This window comes from Halobacterium sp. KA-6, from assembly GCF_021029015.1.
Taxonomy (GTDB): Archaea; Halobacteriota; Halobacteria; order Halobacteriales; family Halobacteriaceae; genus Halobacterium.
This window is the reverse complement of sequence record NZ_JAJJZH010000002.1, coordinates 168216-189661: the sequence shown is the minus strand read 5'-3', so window position 1 is coordinate 189661 and position 21446 is coordinate 168216. Positions and strand designations below refer to the sequence as shown.

At 67.4% G+C, this 21446-nt stretch carries 21 protein-coding genes; 12 read left to right on the top strand and 9 right to left on the bottom strand.

Features of this window, described 5'->3' with window-relative positions; genetic code table 11:
* Both LPA46_RS05975 and ahaH read right to left on the bottom strand, forming a co-directional pair.
* Positions 1–2181 (bottom strand): V-type ATP synthase subunit I, encoded by a 2181-nt coding sequence (locus LPA46_RS05975; protein ID WP_230891815.1) that lies wholly within the window; start codon positions 2179–2181, stop codon positions 1–3.
* Positions 2168–2500, bottom strand: a complete 333-nt coding sequence (ahaH, locus tag LPA46_RS05970; protein ID WP_230888136.1) for an ATP synthase archaeal subunit H — start codon at positions 2498–2500, stop codon at positions 2168–2170. The genes LPA46_RS05975 and ahaH overlap by 14 nt, the downstream gene beginning before the upstream one ends.
* Positions 2501–2604: 104 nt before the next feature.
* On the opposite strand from ahaH, the gene LPA46_RS05965 reads away from it, so the two are divergent.
* The gene (locus tag LPA46_RS05965; RefSeq protein WP_230888135.1) at positions 2605–3249 is read left to right on the top strand and encodes a methyltransferase domain-containing protein; all 645 of its coding nucleotides are present in this window, start codon (positions 2605–2607) and stop codon (positions 3247–3249) included.
* 26 nt (positions 3250–3275) lie between these two features.
* Here the strand turns inward: LPA46_RS05965 and LPA46_RS05960 are convergent, their stop codons facing one another.
* Complete coding sequence (locus LPA46_RS05960; protein ID WP_230891814.1) at positions 3276–3419, bottom strand: hypothetical protein; 144 nt, start codon at positions 3417–3419, stop codon at positions 3276–3278.
* A gap of 80 nt (positions 3420–3499) precedes the next feature.
* On the opposite strand from LPA46_RS05960, the gene LPA46_RS05955 reads away from it, so the two are divergent.
* The gene (locus tag LPA46_RS05955) at positions 3500–3691 is read left to right on the top strand and encodes a hypothetical protein (protein ID WP_230891813.1); all 192 of its coding nucleotides are present in this window, start codon (positions 3500–3502) and stop codon (positions 3689–3691) included.
* Positions 3692–3872: 181 nt separating this feature from the next.
* Here the strand turns inward: LPA46_RS05955 and LPA46_RS05950 are convergent, their stop codons facing one another.
* On the bottom strand, positions 3873–5048 hold the full coding sequence (locus LPA46_RS05950) for a DUF7094 domain-containing protein (RefSeq protein WP_442908218.1): 1176 nt from the start codon (positions 5046–5048) through the stop codon (positions 3873–3875).
* A 156-nt stretch (positions 5049–5204) separates the two neighbouring features.
* On the opposite strand from LPA46_RS05950, the gene LPA46_RS05945 reads away from it, so the two are divergent.
* The 3 genes from LPA46_RS05945 to LPA46_RS05935 all read left to right on the top strand — a co-directional run bounded on the left by LPA46_RS05945 (position 5205) and on the right by LPA46_RS05935 (position 8211).
* Positions 5205–6353 carry a helix-turn-helix transcriptional regulator gene (locus LPA46_RS05945; protein ID WP_230891811.1) on the top strand — a complete coding sequence of 383 codons (1149 nt, stop codon included), beginning with the start codon at positions 5205–5207 and terminating at the stop codon, positions 6351–6353.
* 86 nt (positions 6354–6439) lie between these two features.
* A complete protein-coding gene (locus tag LPA46_RS05940; RefSeq protein WP_230891810.1) occupies positions 6440–7240 on the top strand; it encodes an electron transfer flavoprotein subunit beta/FixA family protein in 801 nt (266 codons plus the stop codon).
* Positions 7237–8211 (top strand): electron transfer flavoprotein subunit alpha/FixB family protein, encoded by a 975-nt coding sequence (locus LPA46_RS05935; protein ID WP_230891809.1) that lies wholly within the window; start codon positions 7237–7239, stop codon positions 8209–8211. The genes LPA46_RS05940 and LPA46_RS05935 overlap by 4 nt, the downstream gene beginning before the upstream one ends.
* A 14-nt stretch (positions 8212–8225) precedes the next feature.
* Here LPA46_RS05935 and LPA46_RS05930 read toward each other — a convergent pair whose 3' ends face one another.
* On the bottom strand, positions 8226–9458 hold the full coding sequence (locus tag LPA46_RS05930) for an acyl-CoA thioester hydrolase/BAAT C-terminal domain-containing protein (protein WP_230891808.1): 1233 nt from the start codon (positions 9456–9458) through the stop codon (positions 8226–8228).
* A gap of 337 nt (positions 9459–9795) precedes the next feature.
* On the opposite strand from LPA46_RS05930, the gene LPA46_RS05925 reads away from it, so the two are divergent.
* Positions 9796–10638, top strand: coding sequence for a polyprenyl synthetase family protein (locus LPA46_RS05925; RefSeq protein WP_230888127.1), 843 nt, complete (start codon positions 9796–9798; stop codon positions 10636–10638).
* Here LPA46_RS05925 and LPA46_RS05920 read toward each other — a convergent pair.
* Positions 10635–11732 carry a DUF373 family protein gene (locus LPA46_RS05920; protein ID WP_230888126.1) on the bottom strand — a complete coding sequence of 366 codons (1098 nt, stop codon included), beginning with the start codon at positions 11730–11732 and terminating at the stop codon, positions 10635–10637. The genes LPA46_RS05925 and LPA46_RS05920 overlap by 4 nt on opposite strands.
* 119 nt (positions 11733–11851) lie before the next feature.
* Here LPA46_RS05920 and LPA46_RS05915 point away from each other — a divergent pair, with 119 nt between their 5' ends.
* Positions 11852–12847: a radical SAM protein gene (locus LPA46_RS05915; RefSeq protein ID WP_230888300.1), complete on the top strand. Its 996-nt coding sequence runs from the start codon at positions 11852–11854 to the stop codon at positions 12845–12847.
* Positions 12848–13105: 258 nt separating this feature from the next.
* Here LPA46_RS05915 and LPA46_RS05910 read toward each other — a convergent pair whose 3' ends face one another.
* Both LPA46_RS05910 and prf1 read right to left on the bottom strand, forming a co-directional pair.
* Positions 13106–13375 (bottom strand): DUF7571 family protein, encoded by a 270-nt coding sequence (locus LPA46_RS05910; RefSeq protein WP_230891807.1) that lies wholly within the window; start codon positions 13373–13375, stop codon positions 13106–13108.
* Between the two features lie 253 nt (positions 13376–13628).
* Positions 13629–14879 (bottom strand): peptide chain release factor aRF-1, encoded by a 1251-nt coding sequence (gene prf1 / locus LPA46_RS05905; RefSeq protein ID WP_230888124.1) that lies wholly within the window; start codon positions 14877–14879, stop codon positions 13629–13631.
* Positions 14880–15025: 146 nt separating this feature from the next.
* Here prf1 and LPA46_RS05900 point away from each other — a divergent pair, with 146 nt between their 5' ends.
* Complete coding sequence (locus tag LPA46_RS05900; RefSeq protein ID WP_230891806.1) at positions 15026–15868, top strand: MinD/ParA family ATP-binding protein; 843 nt, start codon at positions 15026–15028, stop codon at positions 15866–15868.
* 154 nt (positions 15869–16022) lie between these two features.
* Here the strand turns inward: LPA46_RS05900 and argS are convergent, their stop codons facing one another.
* Positions 16023–17777 carry an arginine--tRNA ligase gene (gene argS, locus LPA46_RS05895; RefSeq protein WP_230891805.1) on the bottom strand — a complete coding sequence of 585 codons (1755 nt, stop codon included), beginning with the start codon at positions 17775–17777 and terminating at the stop codon, positions 16023–16025.
* Between the two features lie 218 nt (positions 17778–17995).
* Between argS and LPA46_RS05890 the strand changes: the two genes are divergently transcribed.
* The 4 genes from LPA46_RS05890 (at position 17996) to ribB (ending at position 21442) form a co-directional block, all read left to right on the top strand.
* Positions 17996–19006, top strand: coding sequence for a WD40/YVTN/BNR-like repeat-containing protein (locus tag LPA46_RS05890; protein WP_230891804.1), 1011 nt, complete (start codon positions 17996–17998; stop codon positions 19004–19006).
* A 56-nt stretch (positions 19007–19062) separates the two neighbouring features.
* Positions 19063–20019, top strand: coding sequence for a 4-demethylwyosine synthase TYW1 (gene twy1 / locus LPA46_RS05885; protein ID WP_230888120.1), 957 nt, complete (start codon positions 19063–19065; stop codon positions 20017–20019).
* A 69-nt stretch (positions 20020–20088) separates the two neighbouring features.
* Positions 20089–20796, top strand: a complete 708-nt coding sequence (locus LPA46_RS05880; protein ID WP_230888119.1) for a CTP-dependent riboflavin kinase — start codon at positions 20089–20091, stop codon at positions 20794–20796.
* Positions 20780–21442 carry a 3,4-dihydroxy-2-butanone-4-phosphate synthase gene (ribB, locus tag LPA46_RS05875; RefSeq protein WP_230891803.1) on the top strand — a complete coding sequence of 221 codons (663 nt, stop codon included), beginning with the start codon at positions 20780–20782 and terminating at the stop codon, positions 21440–21442. The genes LPA46_RS05880 and ribB overlap by 17 nt, the downstream gene beginning before the upstream one ends.
* Positions 21443–21446: the final 4 nt, after the last annotated feature.

Sequence of the window (21446 nt, the reverse complement as noted above, 5' to 3'; positions counted from 1 at the left end):
TTAGTCCTCAGTGGTGTAGTTTCGCTGGTAGCCGAACGGGTGGTACTTCTCGCCACCGCCCTCATAAAACTTGTTAAAGAACTCCACGTATTCGAGGCGTAGCGTCTGTAAGCCGGCCGATGTGACGCCGAGCGCCAGCACGAGGAGGTGCCCGAGTACGAGCACGACGATGCCGGCGAGCACCCCTGCGGTGCCCATGTGAATCAGGCCGGGGAACAGCACCTCGCCCCCGTGGGTGTCGGTGCTGAACAGCATGAAGTGCGTCTCGTGCTCGATGACTGCCGAGAACAGGCCGAACATGTACTCGACCGTCTCGGGTTCTTCGAGGTGGAGTTCGTAGGCGCCGAACACGAGCAGATTGACGACGTACGCCATGCCCGCCTTCGCGAGCAGGACCGCCGCAATCCGCGTGTAGGAGACGGTGTTGACGAGCGCGTACGTCGGGCTCTCGAGGAACCCGGCAGCGCCCTCGCCGATTGTCACGAGTACGAGGCCGACGAGCGCGAGCGCGAGCCCCACGATGCCCACGATGGGCGGGAGCTCGAGCGCGCGGTAGAGCAGTTCGGGGCGCGGACCGCCGCCGGACTGCATGTGCGTGCTGAACAGCCACGCGCCGACCCCTGCCATCAGCAGGAGCGGACCGCCGCTCTCCGTGACGGCGGCCTTGACGCCGTGCGAGCGCGTCTCGTTGACGAGCCCGAACAGGTAACCGATGGCGAGGTGCGCGATGCCGAACAGGAGACTCGCCGCGAGCCACAGTTCGGCGAACGCGCCGACGTGTAACCCCTTCTTCAGCGGGGCGTCCGCGAGGTGGAACACACCGTGCCACAGGTACTCCGTGACGAGGTGGAGCCCGAATATTTCGCCGTACAACACGCCGAACAGGGCCGTGAATCCGCCGGCCCACATGGCGACGCCACCGAGCTTCGAAATCATCTCGCTGTCGAAACCGCGGTACAGCCAGAAGCCGAGCGCGGCGTACAGGATGCCGTACCCGAGGTCACCGATCATGAACCCGTAGAACGCCGGGAACGTCAGGAACAGCACGACCGTCGGGTCGAGTTCCGTGTACTTCGGTCGGTTGATGACCTCCGTCAGCGCCTCGAACGGGCGCGTCGGCGCGGGGTTGTCCTGGATGACCGGCGGGCTGTCGTCGGCGTCGAATTCGGCGGCCGTCCCGCCGTCGGTCGCGGCCTCCTCCACGTCGTGCCCCTCTTCGACGGGGCCGTGGTGGCCGTGACCGGACGGCTCGTAGTCCGCCTGTTCGAGTTCCTCGACGGCAGCGTGCTCGCCGACGGCGTCCTGGATGCCCTCGACGAACGTCGCGTACTCGTCGCTGGGAATCCAGCCCTCGGCGACGAACGCGCGCTCGGTGGTCGCGAACTGCAGCGGGACTTCGGCCTTCTGGACGTCGATGGAGAGTTTCTCCTCGGCGGCCAGCAGGAAGCCCGCGTGCTCCACGCGGAGGTCGTCGAGTTCGCTCTCCACGCTGTCGAGCTTCGACTCGATAGTCTCGCGCTCGTGACGGAGGTCCTCGACGTACGCCTCGGGGCTGCCCTCGGCGTCCGGGACCTCCAGTCGCGCGAACTCCACGCCGACGAGCGCGTCGTCGAGCGCGTCGGGGTCGTCGCTGCGCGGGTACGCGAACACCGCGAGCGTGTCGTCCCCCTCGAAGACCTCGAACGCCTCGATGGGTTCCGCGGTCCGGAGTTCGTCGCGGACGTCGTCGGCGTTCCCCTCACCGACTGCGACCTGCAGGCTGTCGTAGCCGCTGAGCAGGTCGAGGTCGATGCCGAGGTCCGCGAACGGTTCGACGGCGTCGATTCGCTCTTCGACGTCGCGGAGTTCGTCCTCGAGCTCGCTGTACCGGTCGTCGAGCTCGTTGACTTCGACGCGAATCTCCTCGAGTTCCGTCTCGAGGGCTTCCTCGGTGACGATGCGGGTCGGGCCGGCGTCGGCCTCGTCGATGTCGAGAGTCGACTCCAGCGACCGCACCGTGACGAGCTTCTCGGAGGCGTCGTCGGCACCCTCCATCGGGTTGCCGTTGTCGAACCCCTCGATTTCGCCGTCGTAGTCCGAGAGGTGGACGAGATTCAGGTCGTGAATCGTCTCGATGACGTCGTCGATGACGCGCTTCGAGCCCGTCACCGACACCTTGCTCATGCGCTCAGGTCTGAGCATGTACCGCCTCCTCGAACTGTTCGACGGCGTACGCGACTGCGTCCTCCTCGTTCTCGTCCGCGAGGGCTTCGAGCTGCTCGCGCTCGGCTTCGCCCTCTTCGAGGATGCGGTCGCGCTCCGCCTCGATGTCTTCGCGTGCCTCTTCGAGTTTTTGTTCTTTCAGCTCGCGAGCCTCCTCCTCCGCTTCGTCGCGGATTTCATCGGCCCGCTGCCGGGCTTCGGACAACCGTTCCTCGCGGTCCTCCTCCGCCTCGGCCACGATGTCGTCGGCGTCCGATTCAGCCGATTTGATATCTTCGAGAACCTCTGGCCTTGGCATACACTCTTACCGGGCGGAAGTTTGGCCACGGCCTATATGGTAGTTGCGAAGTTCGCGGGCGCTAACGCAAGCTATTATGCGTCCTCGGGCGCAATTCCGGAGTAATGGGAGTCCTCGAAGACAAGGCGCGCGCCCGCACCTTCTACAAGTACCTCTCGAAGGTGTACGACCGCGTCAACCCGTTCGTGTGGAACGAGGAGATGCGCGACGAGGCGCTCGAACTGCTCGACCTCGACGCCGACGACCGCGTACTCGACGTCGGCTGTGGCACCGGCTTCGGCACGGAGGGACTCCTCCAGTACACCGACGACGTCTACGGCCTCGACCAGAGCCGCCACCAGCTCGCCAAGGCGCGGGAGAAGCTCGGCAAGCACGACCCCGTGGCGTTCCACTACGGTGACGCCGAGCGCCTGCCGTTCAAGGACGACACGTTCGACGCCGTGTGGTCGTCGGGCTCCATCGAGTACTGGCCCAACCCCGTGGAGGGGCTGCGCGAGATTCGGCGCGTGCTGAAGCCTGGCGAGTGGACGGTCGTCGTCGGCCCCGACTACCCGAATTCGACGGTGTTCCAGAAGGTCGCCGACGCCATCATGCTGTTCTACGACGAGGCCGAGGCCGACCGGATGTTCGCGGAAGCCGGCTTCGTCGACGTCGAACACCACGTGATGCAGGCGAAACCTGGGAGTCCGCGGGCCATCGTCACGCTCGCGCGAGCGCCTGTCGACGAGAGCGACGACGCCTCGGCCTGACTAACACCGACGCCTCTACCTGACGACTACGACGCCTTCTCGACGGTCGTCTCGCCGACAGCGACGACCTGTCCGCTGACGAGCACGCGCACGGTGAGCGTCGCACCTACCCGCAACTCGGGACTGTTCGGCCCTGCGACCTGTAGCGACGCCGTTTCACCCACGTCCACGACGAGTCGGCGGCGACGTTGAACGGGCCGGTCGGCCCGCCGCGGAATCCGCGCGCCGCGAAGTAGGGCACGGGCGACTGATGAGCCAGCGGCTCGCCGTCGACCGCGACGCGAACGGTCGCACTCTGGACGTCAAGCGGTTCCCCGGAGAGCAGCTTGACCGTGACGCGGCCGTCGCTGGTCGCGTCGGCGTCTACCGCGCGTTGTGGCGGCGGGTCTTCCGGGGAGCGCGGGAACGGCGGTCGCGACGGCTGCCGCGGCGACGACGGTGACCGCGAGCAGGAGCACGACCGCGACGGGCGCGTAGCCGCGAGCCACGCGCTCCAGTGGTCGCGCTCTCCTACAAGAACGCTCGGACGATTCGGAACGTCAGGGCGACGGTCGTGCGGTCACGTTGACTTCCAGCGTCGTCCCGTCGTGCACTGTCGTGACGTTGTACTCGCCGGCCGGACTCTACAGCCAGAGCCGGCCGTCGGCGCCGGTGTCACCGGCGACCGTCCCGTTCAGTGAGACCGTCGTGTCGAGGGGTTCGCTGGCTTCGTTCTCCATCCGAACGAGCAGCGGCCCGCCAGCGTACGTTCGGGACGTGGTCAGTGTCGCGTTGTTCTCGGTGTCGTTCCGTTCGGCGTCGGCGGGGAGCTGTGCGAGCGTCTGCTGGTGGTGTTCCGCGTAGACGCGCTCGGTCGTCGTGTCGATGTACGCCGTGATTTGGCCGTGGCCGTAGTTCGTCCGGTAGTAGAAGGCGTACCCGCCGTGTGTCTCGGTGATGCACGGCGACGTCGACTGGTTCGCCGGCCACGGATACTGCGCCTGGGTAATCGCCGACGCCTCGGAGAAGTCGCCGCCGAGACTGTCATCGGCGTTGTCCGGGCGGACGGTCTCGCGGACGTACTGGCTGTCGTCGATGGTCGACAGCATGATGCCGTTGCCGGCGGTCACGTGGACCCGAATCTGGTCGCGGTCGCCGTGGACAACCTTGGCGACGCGCTCCCGGACCGGCCCCTCGACGGTCGCCAGTTGTGCGCGGAGTTGGTACACTCGCGTGCCGGTTTCGGAGAAGCTGTTCCCGATGGCGTAGGTGTACAGCGTTCCCGGGCTAGACGTACTCCAGAGCATTGAGGAGAGGCTGCTGGCTTCCGCGTGAACCGCGCCGAGCGTGCGGACGTACGCTACGGCGGTCATCTCGCCGTCCCGGTACGCGTCGTTGGCGGCGGTCGCACGAGCACAGAGTTTCGCGACGCGTTCGTCGGCCTCGTCGGTGGCGTTCTGGAGGATTTCGCGGCGAGCGGACCGGTTGTCCGTCGCCACGAGGCGCTGTTCGACCTCGCCGAATTGGAGGTCGATGGCGAGGTCAGCGTGACCGGTTTCGAGCGTGCTCGTCACGGACGCGTTCGGTTCGTCGTAGGCCGCTGCGTCGGCCTCCGTGAGGAGGAGCACGTGCGAGGAGCGCTCGGACGTACCGACGATGGGGTTGTCGCTGGGTTCGGCGGGTGTAGCGACGTCCCGCTGGCGGCGAGCGTGGCCGTCGTCGCGACGACGAGGAGGACGGCGGCGAGGGCGGGGCGGACGCGGGACATGAGAACGCGTTCGGCCGCACCCGACAAAACGATGAGGAGACGACGAAGGCAGCGGAGTCTCGGTCGGAGCGCCGCCGGTTCACGCGCCGGAACGTCTTGTTAGACCGCTGTAACGACTGTGGCTGCGGAATTCGGCCGCGTCGCCGGCGAGGTGGCAGATTCCACGGGATAGAAAATACTTTGCACGAGCGGGGTGGACGGAATTGGTATGCGGCAGGCCGCCCTCCTCGTCGCCGTCGTCTGTCTCCTCGCCGTGCCCGTGGCCGGTGCAGTCGGAGCGCCCGCTCCGCAGTCGGCCGCCCTCCAAGAAGATACCGAGCCGGCAGCGTCGGGCGTCGACATCACCGTCCAGATTCAGTCCGACGGTGCGGCGCGCTGGAACGTCTCTGCGAAGTACCCCCTCGAGGACGCCAACGCCACCGCGGCGTTCGAGCGGCTCCGCGAGCGATTCGAAGCCGGCGAGACGGACAGCGAGTTCTCCGTGGACGTGTTCCGCGCGGTCGCCCCGTCGGTCAGCGAAAGCGTCGGCCGGGAGATGGAAATTCGGGACGCCAGCCGGTCCTCGCACATCGTGCGGGAAGGGAACAACTCCACGGGCGTGCTCACCATCGAATTCACGTGGACGAACTTCTCGCGCGTCGAGGAGGAGCGACTGGTCGTCGACGCGTTCTCCACGGGGTGGTTCGGCGACCTCGCGGCGAACCAGACGTTGACGATTCGGCCGCCCGACGGCTACGACACTGACCAGGTCGAGCCTGGGCCCGACAGCATCGCGAACGGTGCGTACCGATGGAACGGGCCACAGACGTTCGGCTCCGACGAACCGACGGTCGTGTTCACCGAAGCCAACTCCGTGGTCGGCGTCTCGATGGCCGCGCTCGTCGTCGTCGGTCTCTTCGCGCTCGTCGCGGGCGGCGCGTCCGTGTGGGCGTACTACCGTGGCGAGCCGGCGCTCTCGTGGCTGCGCCGCGTTCGCGATAGCATCCAGAGCAGCGAGTCCGGCGGCGAGGCTGCGTCCGGCGAGCCGTCCGTGGAATCCGAAGCGGGGACCGAACCGACGAAACCGGCCGGCGGTGCCGCGGCGACGACGGCGGGCGAAGCCGCCGAGTCCGAACCCAAGGACGTCGACCCCGAGCTGTTGAGCGACGAGGAGCGCGTCGAGCGACTACTACACGAGCACGGCGGCCGGATGAAACAGTCCGAAATCGTCGAGGAGACGCGGTGGTCGACGGCGAAAGTCTCCCAGTTACTCTCTTCGATGGCCGAGGAGGGCCGCGTCGAGAAGCTCCGCATCGGCCGCGAGAATCTCATCTCGCTGCCCGGAGAGGGCGTCAACGACGACCTCGACGAGGAGTAACGTCCCGCCGGAACGCCGGAGAAACTGTTCGTGCGCTCCTCGCGGTTCCGAAAACGTTTACCTCCGTCCCGGAGCACTCACGCACGATGAAGGTTCTCGTCACCGTCAAGGAGGTCGCTACTGTCGAGGACGACTTCGAGATTTCCGGCACGGAAATCGAGGAGACGTACCTCGACTACGACCTCAACGAGTGGGACGACTACGCCGTCGAGGAGGCCGTCCAGCTCGCGGAAGCCGGCGACGATGTCGAAGTCGTCGCGGTCACCATCGGCCCCGAGCGAAGCGAGGAAACGATTCGGATGGCGCTGGCGAAGGGCGCCGACCGCGCGGTCCGCGTCTGGGACGACGCCATCGCGGACGTCGAACTGCTCGACGTCGAGACGAAAGCACGACTGCTCGGCGCTGTCGTCGAAGCCGAGAACCCGGACCTCGTGTTCTCGGGCGTGCAGGCCAACGACGACGGCTTCGGCGCGACCGGCGTCGCGCTCGCCGAAACAGTCGGCTTCGAGTGGGCAGCGGTCGTGAACGCCCTTGACACCGAGAAAGTCGTCGACGAAGGCGTCGCCTCGGTCCGCCGTGAACTCGAAGGCGGCATCGAGGAACTCACGGACGTCGAACTCCCCGCGGTGCTGGCCATCCAGACGGGCATCAACGAGCCCCGCTACGCCAGCCTCCGGGGCATCCGCCAGGCGCAGTCGAAGGAAATCGACGTGCAGAGCCTCGCCGACCTCGGAGTCGGTGCCGAAGATGTCGCCAGCAGCCTCGACGTGACGGCGATGTACGAGCCCGAGACCGAGAGCGAGGCCCAGTACCTCGACGGCGACGCCAGCGAGCAGGCCGCGAAACTCGCTGACGTGCTCCGCGAGAAGGGGGTGGTCGGCGAATGACTGATGTACTCGTGGTCGCCGACCACCGACGCGGCGACCTGCGCGACGTCAGCCTGGAACTGCTCTCGGCGGGCCGCGACCTCGCGGACGCCGCGGGCGGCGACCTCCACGCGGCCGTGATTTCGGGGAACGTCGAGTCGTTCGCCGAGGACCTCGACCGCGAGGGCGTCGACCAGATTCACACGGTCGCGTACGGCGAGGAGTTCAACCACGACGTCTACGTGCAGGCGGTTGAGGCGCTCGCCGCGGACCTCGCGCCGGAATTCATCGTGGTGCCCAACAGCGTCAACGGCCTCGACTATGCGCCCGCCGTCGCCACCCGGCTCGACCGCCCGTACGTTTCCGACGCGGTCGACCTCGACTACGCGGACGGCACGCTGGAAGTCACCCGGGAGATGTACGGCTCGAAGGTCGAGACGACCGTCGACGTCGCCGAAGGCCCGTTCGCGGTCTCCATCCGCGGCGGCGAGTGGCCGCCCGCGGAAGGCGTCGGCGACGCCGAAGTCAGCGAATTCGACATGGACGTCGACGAGGACGCCGTCCGGTCGAACGTCAAGGGCTTCGAGGAGGTCGGCGGCGGCGACGTCGACATCAGCGACGCGGAGTTCCTCGTCTCCATCGGTCGCGGCATCGAGGAGGAGGAGAACCTCGAACTCGTGGAGAAACTCGCGGAAGTGACGGGTGCGACGCTCTCCTCGTCGCGCCCCATCGTGGACAACGGCTGGCTGCCGAAGAACCGGCAGGTCGGCCAGTCCGGCAAGCAGGTGACCCCTACCGTCTACCTCGCCATCGGCATTTCGGGTGCGGTCCAGCACGTTGCCGGGATGAAGGGCGCGGACACCATCATCGCGGTCAACACCGACCCGAATGCGCCCATCTTCGACATCGCGGACTATGGTATTGTTGGGGACCTCTTCGACGTCGTGCCCGCGCTCATCGAAGAGTTCGGCGGGGAGCCGCCGAGCGTCTGAAGCCGGCTATCGACTCAGTTCTCGTTCTTTAGGCTGTTTTCGAGCGTGTCGAGCACGGCGGGCCACGCGTCTTCGCTGGCACGGACGGTGCCGCGCGAGGTGCCGCCGGCATGGTCGACGTCATCGATGCCTGCGACGGGAGCGTACGGCGTGCCGATGAGGTGCCCGCAGTCGTCGTAGGTGCGGTGCTCGTAGTCGTGGGGGAAGTCGTGGGCGTCGAGACGGTCGACGACGACTTCGGAGAGCCGGCTGGCGTTCCAGATGTTGTCGTCCTGCCCGGAGAGCAGCAGGATGGGGCCGCCGGCGTTCTCGACGGGCGGGACGTTCCCGTCGAGGTCGCGGTCGTCGAGGTCGGTGACGATGGGGTGTTCGTCTGCTTCGATGTGGGGGACTGGGACGCCGTCGTGCGTCCACGCGGGCTCGCCGCTCGGGATGTCCCACGGGACGCCGCTGCCGGCGTAGGAGACGACTGCGCCGACCCAGTCGCGGTGGGCGGCGAGCAGGAGTGCGAACTCGGCCCCGCGCGAGGCACCGACGAGGCCGACAGAACCGTCGGCGACCTCGGGCTGGTCGCGCAGCCAGTCCGCGGCGTCGTCGCCGTACGACAGCGGGACGCGTTCGAGTTGGTCCGGGAGCGCGTCGTGGTCCTCGCCGAAGTACGTGAGCGCGAGCGCGGCGTAGCCGTTCGTTGCGAGCTGTTTCGCGGTGCCGTCGGCGCGCCGGCCGCCGGACCCGTGGAGTTCTATCACGCCAGGGTGTGGGCCGTCGCCCGGTGGGAGGTAGAGCGTGCCGACGAGGCCGTCGCGCTCGACGGGTCGTGTTTCGATGTCGCCGTCGTGGAGGACGCGCGTGACGGTGCGGGTCACTTCCGCGTCGTCCGTGGTCGCACGGAGGGTGACGTCGACGTGCTGGAGGCCGCTGAGTCGCGCGAACGGCGCGTCCGCGTCGCTGGTCATCGACCACAGCCACCCCATCGCTTCGACGGCGTCGTAACTCCCAGTGTCGGGCGCGTGCTCGGCACAGTCGACGTTGCCGTCGCCGTCAGCGGTGAACGTCGCTTCCGAGGTCCACTCGACGCCGTCGGCGTCTTCGAGCGTCGCTACGAGCGTTACCTCCTCGCCGGGTTCCGCGCCCGTGACGCGAACAGTAATTGGTTCGTCGTTCGGACTGGCGTCGCGGGCCTCGATGTCGAGCGTTCGGTGGTCGGTTTCGGGCGGACTAGCTGCTGACTGTCTGTCCTCTGTCATGGTGTCGTTGCGCTCTCGGCTGGTGGGCGATGCGATGGACAAGAGTGTACGCGGTCCTGTGACGGCTTCTCTGGATATACGGGCATCCGCAAAAAGAATTGTGAAAAAGTTTGAGTTTATCCTTCACTTACATATTCGTAGCGCGGGTTAATAGGGATTTTCGGACTTCGTTGACACGTTCGCTCGGTGCCGGCGTAATCTCCTGTGAGTCGCGGCTGTGGCGACGCGGGCAGCGAGCTTCGACCACCGAGTTCTGTCGGACCGGGAGCGACGCGTGCGCGCCGCTGGCCGCGGAATCCCGTCATATATTTCCGCGCGAATCCCCGAGAGACGGATAATGGAGTACGTGGAGGCGCGCCGCGCCGCCATCGAGCAACGGCTCGCGGAGACCGTCGCGGCCGTGGAGCCGTCGGAGCTCAGCGACGAACTCGAACACGTCGTGCTCGCGGGCGGCAAGCGCGTGCGCCCGACGCTCACCGTGCTCGTCTGCGAGGCCGCGGGCGGGGACAGCGAGGACGCGATGGGGTTCGCGGTCGGCATCGAACTCGTCCACAACGCCTCTCTCGTCGTCGACGACATCATCGACCAGTCCGCGCTCCGCCGCGGGAAGGCCAGCGCGTGGGCGGAGTTCGACCACGGTCCCGCGCTCGTCGCGTCGAACGGCCTGCTTGGGGAGGCGTTCGCGCTGTTCTCCCGCGACCCCCGCGCGATGGAGTGCGTGACCGACGCGCTCGTCGAACTCGGCGAGGGCGAAGCCATCGAACTCGTCGACCGCCCGGAGACCGAGGAGGAGTACATGGAATTGGCGCGCCGGAAGACGGGCGCGCTGTTCCGCGCGGCCGCCGAACTCGGCGCGGTCGCGGCGGACGCCGACGGCCGCTCGATAGAGGCGTTGGGCGAGTACGCCGAGCGCGTCGGCGTCGCGTTCCAGATTCGGGACGACGTCCTCGACGCCACCGCGGAGAGCGAGGCGCTCGGGAAGCCCGCGGGCATCGACGAGGAGATGGACCGCCCGAGCATCGTGCGCGTCACCGACCGGTCGCCCGCGGAGTTGAACGCGCTCGCCGAGCGCGAGAGCGAGCGCGCGATGGACGCCCTCGACAGCCTCGACCTGCCGGCCGGGGAAGCCTACGACTACTTGGAGTACCTCGCGGAGTTCGTCGTCTCCCGGGAAGCCTAAGCGGCGTCCGGGCCGCCCTTCCGGTCGGCGCGCCACGACTCGACGACAGCGAACGTCAACGTCGACAGCACGCTCACCAGCGTCCCGGCCGTCAGCACCGCGGCGAGTTCGGTGAGCGTGACGTACCCGAGGAAGAACGCCGACAGCATGTGCAGCACGGCGGCGATGGAGAGCACGTAGAACGGCGCGTTCAGGTACCGCCAGCGGAACCGCTCGGCGAGGTACTCGTCCGTGACCTGGCCGAGACTCGTGGTGAGTCCCGCCGCCGCGAACCACCGGACGGCGCCGTACGTGAGCGCCGCGACGACCGTCGAGGGTGCGAGCGACCCAGCCGTGCTCTCCCGGACGGTCGCGAGTTCGTTCATCCCTTCGACGCCGCCGATGACGAGCAGGGCGGCCGCGACGACGTACGTGATGAGCGTCACGCGGCCCGTGTACAGCCCCGAGCGCACGCGCTCGACCGCGGCGTCCACGGTGGATTCGAGGCCGAGCCCGCGGAACAGCGCGTACAGTCCGACCGCTGCCGAGGAGACGCCCAAGACCGCGCCGGGGAGCCCGAGCACGTCCGCGAGCACCGCCAGCGGATAGATGAGCAGGAGGATGCCCAGCGGCACCAACAGCGTCCCCCGGGTCTCGGGGTCGTTCATCACCTGCTTGAGCGTGTAGTACATCGACTCGAGGTCCTGGGCCTGCCGCACGACGACGCGCTTGACGGCGTCGATGGGCACCCGCGAGCGGATGACCGGGACGACGGACTCGTCCTGTGCGCCGTCCGTGACGACGACCGCGCGAACGGGGTCGTCGCTCTGGATGCTCGCCAATACTTCGTCGACTTCGCGTCCGACCTTCCGGTTGGCGGCGACGTCGCCGCGCTCGAGGCCCGTGACGGCGGCGACCTCCACCTCCTCGTCGGTGCTGTACTGGTCGTGGAGGTGGACGCCCTCGAAGAGGACGTTCACGTCGCTGTCCTCGGGGTCGGCCTCCGCCAGCGACACCGCGGCGTGTTCGACCTCGTTGCGCCCGACCACCGGCGTCGGCACGCCGGTCTTCCGTCCGAGGTCGTCGTCGAGGTCCACGCACAGCACGAGCAGCATTCGCTGGGAGGTACGGGAGGGCGGTATAACTGCTTTCGGGAGCGCACACCGAGTCGGACGTACGTCCAGTTGGATTCGCACAGTTTTTCAGCCCTCGGGGAGTAGAGGTGTTCCAACGAATGATTTCGAAGGGCTGCGAGCAGTGCGCGAAGGGCGGCAAGATGGTGCTCTTCGTCTACGGGTACTGCGACCAGCGTGACTGCTTCTACTGCCCGCTGGGCGAGAACCGGAAGAACGTCCAGCAGGTGTACGCTAACGAGCGTCCCGTCGAGGACGACGAGGACATCGTCAAGGAAGCGAAGCTGATGGACGCGCTCGGCACCTCGATTACGGGCGGCGAGCCCCAGGAAGTGCTCGACCGCACGTGCCGGTACCTCCGCCTGCTGAAAGACGAATTCGGCGAGGACCACCACACACACCTCTACACGGGCATCACGGGCGGCCGCGAGAACATGCGCCGCCTCTCGGAGGCTGGCCTCGACGAGATTCGCTTCCACCCGCCGTACGAGCAGTGGGGCGACCTCCACGGCACCGAGTGGGAGGAGATTCTGTACATTGCGCGCGAGGAGGGTCTGACCCCGGCGTTCGAGATTCCCGGCATCCGCGCCGAGCAGGAGTTCCTTGACTTCCTCGACGAGGGAGCCGCCGACTTCTGCAACGTCAACGAGTTCGAGATGAGCGACGGCAACTACGAGCGTATGCAGGACGCCGGCTACGAACTCCAAGAGGACCACATGAGCGCCGTCGACGGCTCGAAGGACGCCATCCTCGAAGAGATGGCCGACCACGAGAAGGTGTACTTCTGCACGAGCGTCTTCAAGGACGCCGCCCAGCACCGCTCGCGCCTGAAGCGCATGGCGCGGAACGTCCGCCGGGAGTTCGACGACGTCACCGAGGACGGCACGCTCGTCTACGGGAAGACGACCGTCAGCCCCCAGCGCATCCGCGAACTCGGCGTCCCCGAGGAGTTCTACACGGTGAAGTCCAACCACGTCGAGGTGGCGTGGTGGATTCTCGAAGAGATGGTCGAGGAGGGCGACATCGACAGCGGCGAAATCGTCGAGCAGTACCCGACGTACGACGGGCAGGTTGTCGAGCGGACGCCGCTCGCCTGAGTGGAGTATTCGCGCCGGAGGCGCGATTCGCTCGTCCGAGCGCAGCGAGGACGAGGTGTTTTTCGTCCAGGGTTTTGCCGCGAGAGGTGCCCGCAGCGGAGCGAGGACACCCGAGCGGGAAAACGGTGGGTCTGACCAGTACCCGACGTACGACAGCCAAGTGGTAGAGCGGACGCCGCTGGCGTAGAGCGGCTTTTCTTGACTCACGTCTGCCGAGCAAAAGTAGCCAAAAAGCGATAGCAGCGACTGGTCCGCGCTTCAGGTCGAAATCGGGTCGCGGTGCCAGCCGGGGTCGTGGCCCGTCTGCTCGATGAGGTCCGAGCGGCAGGCCGGACAGAAGTCGGGGACGTCCGAGTCGCTTCGGGGAACGTACACCGCGCCGCCACACTCCACGCACGCGTCGTCGACGACGGTTGCACAGTCCGCGCAGACGTTGAAGTCGTCGACTGTCAGGTCGCGCAGGGGTTCGAGTTGTTTGTCCAAGACGTACTCGTCGATGACCGTCTGACAGTTTTGGCACGGTTTCATGGCGATGCATCTTGGGCCATGTGACCGAGTAACAAGTACCTGTCCCTGCCGGCGAAAAGGCGACTGTCGACGAACACCTACACCAACAAAGACAAGCATCCGCGAGTGAGTGGTCCGAAGGACCCGAACGAAGCGGTTCGCTCGCAGCGAAGCCGCGAGGCCGACGAACCCCCGAAGGGGGTGAGGAGTGCTTTTTCCCCAAGTTTTTGCAAGCGAGGGAGCGTCAGCGACCGAGCGCAGGAAAAAGTGGGTTCTAGACGCCCGTGCCGTACCGTAGCAGCCCGGCAATCCCACCGAAGGCGGTGAGCAGCTGTTCGCCTTTCTCGAAGTCGGTGGAGATGAAGTGGGTGTCCGTGCCGCGGTTGTCCGCGATTTCCATGAGGTGGTCGATGGCGTCGTCGCGTTCGACGACTTCGGCGTCGTCGCCGCACTCCGTGCACGTGTGTTCGGGGGTGTCGGCGCGCTGGCCGAGGAGTTCGCGTTCCTCGTGGCCGTTGGGACATTCGTAGGTGACGATGTCCTTGCGGAGGTCCTCGGAGATGAGTAGGGTCTCGACGGAGCCCATGACGAGGTTCTTGCGCGTGGGTTCGAAGCCGTAGGTGGCGAGGTCGCCGCCGTTGAGCTCCTTGAAGAACGTCTCCATGTCGGACTTGTCGTCCATCAGGTCGGCTTCCGCGAGCGTGTCCTGGGCGCGGTCGACCAGTTCCTTCAGGCCGGATTCGTCCGTGTAGGAGACGTCGAACTTCCCGAGCACCGAGTCCTGGAGTTCGTGGTGGAGGTAGTCGCCGTCGAGGAACTCGTCCTTCGTCGGGGAGGGGCCGCCGACGAGGATGCCGTCGATCTCGTGGCGCTTCGGGACGAAGAGGTCGTCGGCCATCCCGGCGACCTCCTGGTAGAAGTTGTCGATGGCTTCCAGGCGGAGGCGGGCGAACCGCTGTGCGGACTGCCCCCCCTTGCGCTGTTTGCCGGGGACGAGGCTTGACGCTGACTTGACGGCCTCGATGCGTTTGCCCTTCAGCCAGCCGACGTTGGCTTCGCGGCGGTCGAGGACGATGAGCCCGTAGAGGCCCTTGTCGCCGAGCATCTCCTCGAGGGGCTCGGTGAGGAACGCGTCGTCGCAGTGGTAGCGGAACGACTCGATGGGCTGGGGCGGCGATTCGAGCACTTCCGTCACCATGTCCGTGCGGCCGCCGCCGGTGTCGACGGCACCGGAGAAGACGACGAGGCCGTTCTCCGGCGGGAACGTGTCGTAGTACCGGAGGCGGTCCTTGATGGACTTGAGTGCGTCCTGGACGTTCGTCCGGGTCTGCTTGGACTTGATGTTGGAGGCTTCGGAGTGTTCCTGCGTGACGTGGGCGACGACGTCCGAAATCTGCTTGTCCGGGGGGATGTAGATGGTCACCAGCTGGGTGCCGCTCCCGGTGTAGTCCTTCAGGTCCTCGATGACCTTCTGGAACTCGTACTTTCGGCGGTCCTCGGACGGTGCGCCCTCCTGCTCGCTCATTACCCGAAGATAGCCGTCGTGCGCGTAAGTAACCTTTGACCTCCGGGGGTGGTGGGGGAATCCGCCGGCTCGCTGGCCGGCTATCGGAGCGTGCGAGCCCCGAATCCCGCCCAACGCTTTAAGGGCCACTCTGTGTACCCGGGAGTATGACTGGACGCGTGTTCGCCGTCGCCTCCGGCAAGGGCGGCGTCGGCAAGACGACGACTGCCGTGAACCTCGCGGCGGTGATGGCGGAGGCCGACCGCTCGGTCGTGCTCGTGGACTACGACCTCGGGATGTCGAACGTCGGCGCCGTCCTTGACGTGGAGCCCGCTGAGGCGACGCTCCACGACGTGCTCGCGGGGGACGCGGACACGCTGGACGCCGTCGCGGAGGCACCCGGGGAGTTCGACGCGATGGTCGGCGGCACGCACATCGAGGACTTCGGGCGCGCGGACCCCTCGAAACTCCGCGAGGTCGCCGAAGACCTCCGCGCGGAGTACGACGTCACCATCGTGGACACGGGCGGCGGCCTCAGCCACGACACGACCGTGCCGCTCGGGCTCGCCGACGACGTGCTGCTCGTGTCGACGCCGCAGGTCGCCGCGCTGGAGAACACGAAGAAGACTCTCGAACTCGCCGAGCGCGTCGGCGGCGACGTCACGGGCCTGATTCTGACGCGCGTCGGCGGGTCGGCCGTGGACGTCGACGAGGCCGTCGAGCGCATCGACGCGCCGCTGCTCGGGACGATTCCCGAGGATGGTGCGGTCGCGGACAGCGAGGAGGCCGGCGAGCCGCTGGTCGTCTACGCGCCGGAGAACCCGGCGGCGCAGTCGTACCGCGAACTCGGCTACGAACTGCTCGGCGAGTCGCCGCCCGTCTCGTTCCGCGACAACGAGGAGGAAGGCGAGGTGTCCGCTGGCGCGGCGTTCGCGGAAGTCGCCGGCGACGAGGAGGAGCCCGAGCGACGGTCGCTGCTGTCGCGGCTGACGGGCGGCCGGCTCGGCTGAACGGGAACAATTAAGCGAACACGGCCGCCGAATGTCGACTATGGCAAACGAGAACTCCGTCTCGACCGGCTGGCTGCTGGTCTACGTCGTGGTCGCGCTGCTCATCATCTACGGCTCGCTGGTGTACGTCGGCGCGCTGTAACTGCTTTTTCGCCTACATCGACTCCGGCGCTTCGATGCCGAGCACGTCCAGCGCGTTCGCCAGCGTGTGCCGCGCGGCGTTCACGAGCGCGAGGCGCGCGGCCGCGACGTCGTCGTCGATGTCCTCGCTGAGGACGTGCCGGGAGCGGTAGAACCCGTTGAACGTGTCCACGAACTCGCGGGCGAACGTCGCAATCTGGTGCGGTTCGCGGTCCGCCGCGGCTTCCTCGACGACGCCCGGGAACCGCGCGATTGCCTTCAGGAGGTCGCGCTCCTCGGGCGAGTCCAGCAGGCCGGCGTCCAGTTCCGGTTCGAGGTCGCCGGCTTCCGCCGCGATGCCGCAGGCGCGGGCGTGGGCGTACTGGACGTAGGGCGCGCTCTGCCCCTCGAAGTCGAGGGCGTCCTCCCAGTCGAACGTAATCGCCTTCGTGGGCTGCTTGGAGACGATGTCGTAGCGCACCGCGCCGATGCCGACCTGCCGCGCGATGCGTTCGACGTCCTCGTCGGTCAGGTCGTCGCCGCGGATGCGGTCGTCCAGCCGGGAGCGGACGGCGTCCTCGGCGCGCGCGACCGCCTCGTCCAGTAGGTCGTCCATGTCCACGCCTGTGCCCTGTCGGGTGCTCATCGACTCGCCGCCCGGGAGGTTCACCCACGCGTAGAACACTTCCTCCAGTTGCTCGGTGTCGTTACCGAGGATGTCCAGCGCGGCGTTGAGTTTGTTCGCGTGGAGTTCCTGGTCCTCGCCGAGCACGGTGATGGCCTGGTCGAAGGTGTCGAACTTCCACTCGTGGTGGGCGAGGTCGCGGGTGGTGTACAGCGTGGTGTCGTCCGAGCGCAGGAAGACGAACGACTGCTCGATGTCCCACTCCTCGAGGTCGAGCTGCCACGCGTCCTCCTCCTCGTAGGCGTACTCGGAGTCCTGGAGGCGTTCGACGACCTCGTGCGTGGAGCTGTCCCGGAGGAACCGCGTCTCCTTGACGAATTCGTCGAAGGTCGCGGGGAGGCGGTCGAGGGTCTGCTTCATCCCGCCGAGCACCTGGTCGACGACTTCCCCGACGCGCTCGTAGGTCTCCTCGTCGCCGGCGTCCAATCCTTCGATGATGGACGCGATTTCGGCTTCGGCTTTCTCGACGGCCTCGGGGTCACCCTCCTCTAAGAACTCGTTGCCCTTCCGGTAGTAGCGCACGAGTTCGTAGTCGGGTTTCTCGCGCTCGGGCTCGGGGAGGTCGCTCTCGTCGAAAGTCTCGTACGCCCACGTGAACACGGCCATCTGGCGGCCGGCGTCGTTGACGTAGTACTCGCGGGTGACGTCGTAGCCCGCGTAGTCGAGAACGCGCGCGAGCGCGTCGCCGAGAATCGGGTTGCGGGCGCGGCCGACGTGGACCGGGCCCGTGGGGTTCGCGCTGGTGTGCTCGACGACGACCGACGTGTCGGTGTCGGGGAGGCGACCCCACTCGGTCTCTTGGGCGTCAGCGAGCGTGCCCTCGAAGTACGCTTCGCTGGGCGTGAAGTTCACGTACGGCCCCTGCGTGGACGCGCTGGCGACGCACTCCGAATCGGAGAGGTCGACGGCGTCGGCGATTTCGGCGGCGACCTCCGGCGGCGGTGCCTGCGCCTCGCCGGCGAGTCGGAACGCCACGCTGGACGCGAGCACGGCGGGCACGTCCGCGGGCGGTTCCTCGATGCCGAGGTCCTCGGTCGGGTAGCCGAGGTCGTCGAGCGCGGCGTCGAGGGCCGCCTCGACTTCCCGGCGGAAAGCGATGAACATGCTCGCTCGTTCAACGCGACGGCTAAAGGGATTTCCGAAGCGGGCGAGCGGACGCGGTCGCCGGCCGGCGCGACCTCGCGCGTAGTTAGAAAATTATGGATAGATTCGGAATATTAGTTCAATTTTATTCGCGAATACACTTATTCGGTTTTCTTTGTTAGGAGACAGCCAGTATATACATTTTTCATCCGATTCGTCGGTGCAACCGGTGACGTGAGATGACAGAACACACGACCTCGCGACGGACGTTCCTGAAAGTAGCCGGCGGTGCCGCTGCAGTCGCCGTCGGCGGCGGCGCGGCCGCGACGCAGGTGACCGCACAGAGCAGCAGCACGTGGGCCGAGGTGTCGTCGCCGACGTCGAAGTCGATATCGGCGGTCGTCCAGACCGCCGACGGCCCGCACGCCGTCGGCTCCAGCGGGAACATCCTCGCCCTGGCCGACGGGCAGTGGCAGCTCGTCGTGGACAGCGGCCCGGACGCGTCGAACAACCCGCTCAACGACGTCGCCGTCACTAGCGACGGCGAGCGCATCTGGTTCGCGGGCGGCTCCGGCGCGATGGGCGCCTACGACGCCATGACCGGGAAGAAACACGACTACACGGCGCCCGACGGGAAGACGAGCACGTGGGAGGCCATCGCGACGACGGGCACCATCGACCGCGAGCACGTCATCGTCGCGAACGGCTCCGGGGAGACGCTCCACGGCGTCTTCGAGCAGAACGACCAGGGCGCGTACTGCATGCAGTGGGGAAGCGTCACGAAGCCCGCGGGCGGGTCGACCATCCCGGGTGTCGCGTTCTCCCGCGGCAGCAGCGACACCGCCTACGGCATCAGCACCAGCCAGGCCGCCTTCGAGAGCACCGACTTCAACAGCACGTGGACGCAAATCGGCGTCTCGAACGCCAACGAGTCGTTCTACGACGTGCTCGGCGACGACGAGACGGTGTACGTCTCCGCGGGCGGCGGCACCATCTACCGCTACCACTGTGGCTGTCGCCGGTGGACGCCAATCGACGTCGGCGAGAACGCGCTCCAGGGCCTCGACCGCGTCGCGCCGGACAAGCCGGTATTGGCGGCGGGCAACGGCGGCTACGTCTACGAGCGCACGTCGAACGGCTGGCAGGAGTACGACACGCCGGTCGGCTCGGACATCTACGACGTCGCGTACGGCGGCGACACGGACCCGGACGTCGCGGTCGGCTCTAGCGGCACGATTCTCGAACGCTAACTCCGAATTGGGCGCCGAACGCCACGTTTTTCCACGCGCTCGCCGAATCCCGGAGTATGCCCAAGCAGGTGGACGACCCGGACTACCACCACGACAACCACACCGCCGCCCAGACCTGCGGGTGGACGGCGAACTCCCTGCGCGGCGAGGGCACCTGTTACAAGCACGCCTTCTACGGCATCCGCTCGCACCGCTGCATCCAGATGACGCCCGTGGTGCGCTGCAACGAGCGCTGCGTGTTCTGCTGGCGGGACCACGCCGGCCACACGTACGAACTGGACGGCGTGGAGTGGGACGACCCGGAGGCAGTGGTGGACGCCTCGATCGAACTCCAGAAGAAACTGCTCTCGGGGTTCGGCGGCAACGACGACGTCCCGAGAGAACGCTTCGAGGAGGCGATGGACCCGCGCCACGTCGCCATCTCGCTGGACGGCGAACCGACGCTGTATCCCTACCTCCCGGAACTGCTGGAGGAGTTCCACGACCGCGGCCTGACGACGTTCCTCGTCTCGAACGGGACGCGCCCCGACGTCCTCGAAGAGTGTGACCCGACGCAGTTGTACGTCTCCGTGGACGCCCCCGAGCGCGCGACGTTCGACGACGTGGTGGGCGCGACCGAGGACGACGCGTGGGAGAAACTCGTCGACACGATGGACGTCCTCCACGACAAAGACGAGACGCGGACCGTGCTGCGGACGACGCTCGTCGGCGGCGAGAACATGCAGAACCCGGACTGGTACGCGGGCTTCTTTGACCGCGCGGACCCCGACTTCGTGGAACTGAAAGCGTACATGCACGTCGGCGACTCGCGGGACCGCCTCGACCGGGAGGCGATGCCGAACCACGAGGACGTGCTGGAGTTCGCCCGCGAGGTCCAGGCGCACATGCCCGAGCACACGGTGTTGCGCGACCAGGAGGTCTCGCGGGTGGCGCTGCTCGCTCGCGAGCAGGACACGTGGGTGCCGAAGCTCCGCGCGGATTCGGAGTTCTGGGCGGGCTCGACGGCGGACTGACGCACTCTCACTTTCGGGACGCGTTCCACTTCCGGTATTCTTATGCGGCGCGCGCCCGAATTTGCGGGTATGTCGCAAGCAACGGGCACGAGCGAGGTCGGCTTCGACGAGCTCGCCGTGCTGAAGCTGCTCGCGCTCGACGGCGCGCGCCGCGGCGAAGTCAAGGTCTCCTGCGGGGACCTCGCGGGCCGCCTCGACGCCTCCAACCAGACCGCCTCCCGCCGCCTCCAGGCGCTGGAGGACGCCGGGCTCGTCCAGCGGGACCTCGTCAATGACGGCCAGTGGGTCGCTATCACCGACGACGGCGAGCGCACGCTCGAACGCGAGTACGAGGACTACCGCCGCATCTTCGAGGACGCCGGCGAACTCGCCCTGGAAGGCTCGGTCACCAGCGGGATGGGCGAGGGCCGCCACTACATCAGCCTCCCCGGGTACATGCGCCAGTTCGAGGAGAAACTCGGCTACGAGCCGTACCTCGGCACGCTCAACGTCGAACTCGACGCGGAGAGCCAGCGCGCCCGCTCCGCGTTAGAGGCGATGGACGGCGTCCGCATCGAGGGCTGGGAGGACGAGGAGCGCACCTACGGCCCGGCGACGTGCTACCACGCCACCGTCGAGAACGACGACGACGGCTCGTTCTCCCCCGCGCACGTCATCGTCCCGGACCGCACCCACCACGACGAGACGCAGGTCGAACTCATCGCGCCGGAGAAGCTCCGCGAGGAACTCGGCCTGCTCGACGGCGACGAGGTGACTGTTCGTGTCGAAGAGCAGTAACGCCACCCGCGTTGAGCGCGCCGTCGCAGCGTTCCGCGCTGGCGAGCCCGTGCTCGTCCACGACGCCGCCGACCGCGAGGGAGAGGTCGACCTCGTCTACCCCGCGGAGTCGGTGACGCCCGACGACGTCGCCCGCCTCCGCAACGACGCCGGCGGCCTCATCTGCGTCGCGCTCGGCGAAGCGGCGTCCGACGCCTTCGACCTCCCGTTCCTCGGCGACGTCATCGACCACCGGGCGGCCGACCACGGCCACCTCGGGTACGACGACCGTTCGTCGTTCTCGCTGCCCGTGAACCACCGCGACACCTACACGGGCATCACGGACGAGGACCGCGCGCTCACCATCACGGAGCTCGGAAAGGCGGCCGCGGACCCCGCCAGCGTGGACTTCGCGACGGAGTTCCGCGCGCCCGGCCACGTCCACGTGCTCCGGTCGGCGCCGTCGCTGTCCCACCGGAAGGGCCACACGGAACTCGCGGTCGCGCTCGCCGAGGAAGCCGGCGTCGCGCCCGCCGCGGTCGTCTGCGAGATGCTCGACGACGAGACGGGCGAAGCGCTCTCGGTCGCGGACGCGAGGGCGTACGCCGACCGCGAGGGCCTCGTCTACGTGGAAGGTAGCGACCTGTTGGCGGCGTTCAGCGCGTAAAAAG

Bases quoted from the DNA above. Each gene is read 5' to 3' on its own strand.
- ahaH (WP_230888136.1), bottom strand. From the start codon at position 2,500: ATGCCAAGGCCAGAGGTTCTCGAAGATATCAAATCGGCTGAATCGGAC.
- LPA46_RS05920 (WP_230888126.1), bottom strand. From the start codon at position 11,732: ATGCTGCTCGTGCTGTGCGTGGACCTCGACGACGACCTCGGACGGAAG.
- LPA46_RS05925 (WP_230888127.1), top strand. From the start codon at position 9,796: ATGGAGTACGTGGAGGCGCGCCGCGCCGCCATCGAGCAACGGCTCGCG.
- LPA46_RS05930 (WP_230891808.1), bottom strand. From the start codon at position 9,458: ATGACAGAGGACAGACAGTCAGCAGCTAGTCCGCCCGAAACCGACCAC.
- LPA46_RS05910 (WP_230891807.1), bottom strand. From the start codon at position 13,375: ATGAAACCGTGCCAAAACTGTCAGACGGTCATCGACGAGTACGTCTTG.
- argS (WP_230891805.1), bottom strand. From the start codon at position 17,777: ATGTTCATCGCTTTCCGCCGGGAAGTCGAGGCGGCCCTCGACGCCGCG.
- LPA46_RS05955 (WP_230891813.1), top strand. From the start codon at position 3,500: ATGAGCCAGCGGCTCGCCGTCGACCGCGACGCGAACGGTCGCACTCTG.
- LPA46_RS05880 (WP_230888119.1), top strand. From the start codon at position 20,089: ATGTCGCAAGCAACGGGCACGAGCGAGGTCGGCTTCGACGAGCTCGCC.
- LPA46_RS05935 (WP_230891809.1), top strand. From the start codon at position 7,237: ATGACTGATGTACTCGTGGTCGCCGACCACCGACGCGGCGACCTGCGC.
- LPA46_RS05965 (WP_230888135.1), top strand. From the start codon at position 2,605: ATGGGAGTCCTCGAAGACAAGGCGCGCGCCCGCACCTTCTACAAGTAC.
- LPA46_RS05975 (WP_230891815.1), bottom strand. From the start codon at position 2,181: ATGCTCAGACCTGAGCGCATGAGCAAGGTGTCGGTGACGGGCTCGAAG.
- prf1 (WP_230888124.1), bottom strand. From the start codon at position 14,879: ATGAGCGAGCAGGAGGGCGCACCGTCCGAGGACCGCCGAAAGTACGAG.
- LPA46_RS05915 (WP_230888300.1), top strand. From the start codon at position 11,852: ATGATTTCGAAGGGCTGCGAGCAGTGCGCGAAGGGCGGCAAGATGGTG.
- LPA46_RS05940 (WP_230891810.1), top strand. From the start codon at position 6,440: ATGAAGGTTCTCGTCACCGTCAAGGAGGTCGCTACTGTCGAGGACGAC.
- LPA46_RS05900 (WP_230891806.1), top strand. From the start codon at position 15,026: ATGACTGGACGCGTGTTCGCCGTCGCCTCCGGCAAGGGCGGCGTCGGC.
- LPA46_RS05890 (WP_230891804.1), top strand. From the start codon at position 17,996: ATGACAGAACACACGACCTCGCGACGGACGTTCCTGAAAGTAGCCGGC.
- twy1 (WP_230888120.1), top strand. From the start codon at position 19,063: ATGCCCAAGCAGGTGGACGACCCGGACTACCACCACGACAACCACACC.
- LPA46_RS05945 (WP_230891811.1), top strand. From the start codon at position 5,205: ATGCGGCAGGCCGCCCTCCTCGTCGCCGTCGTCTGTCTCCTCGCCGTG.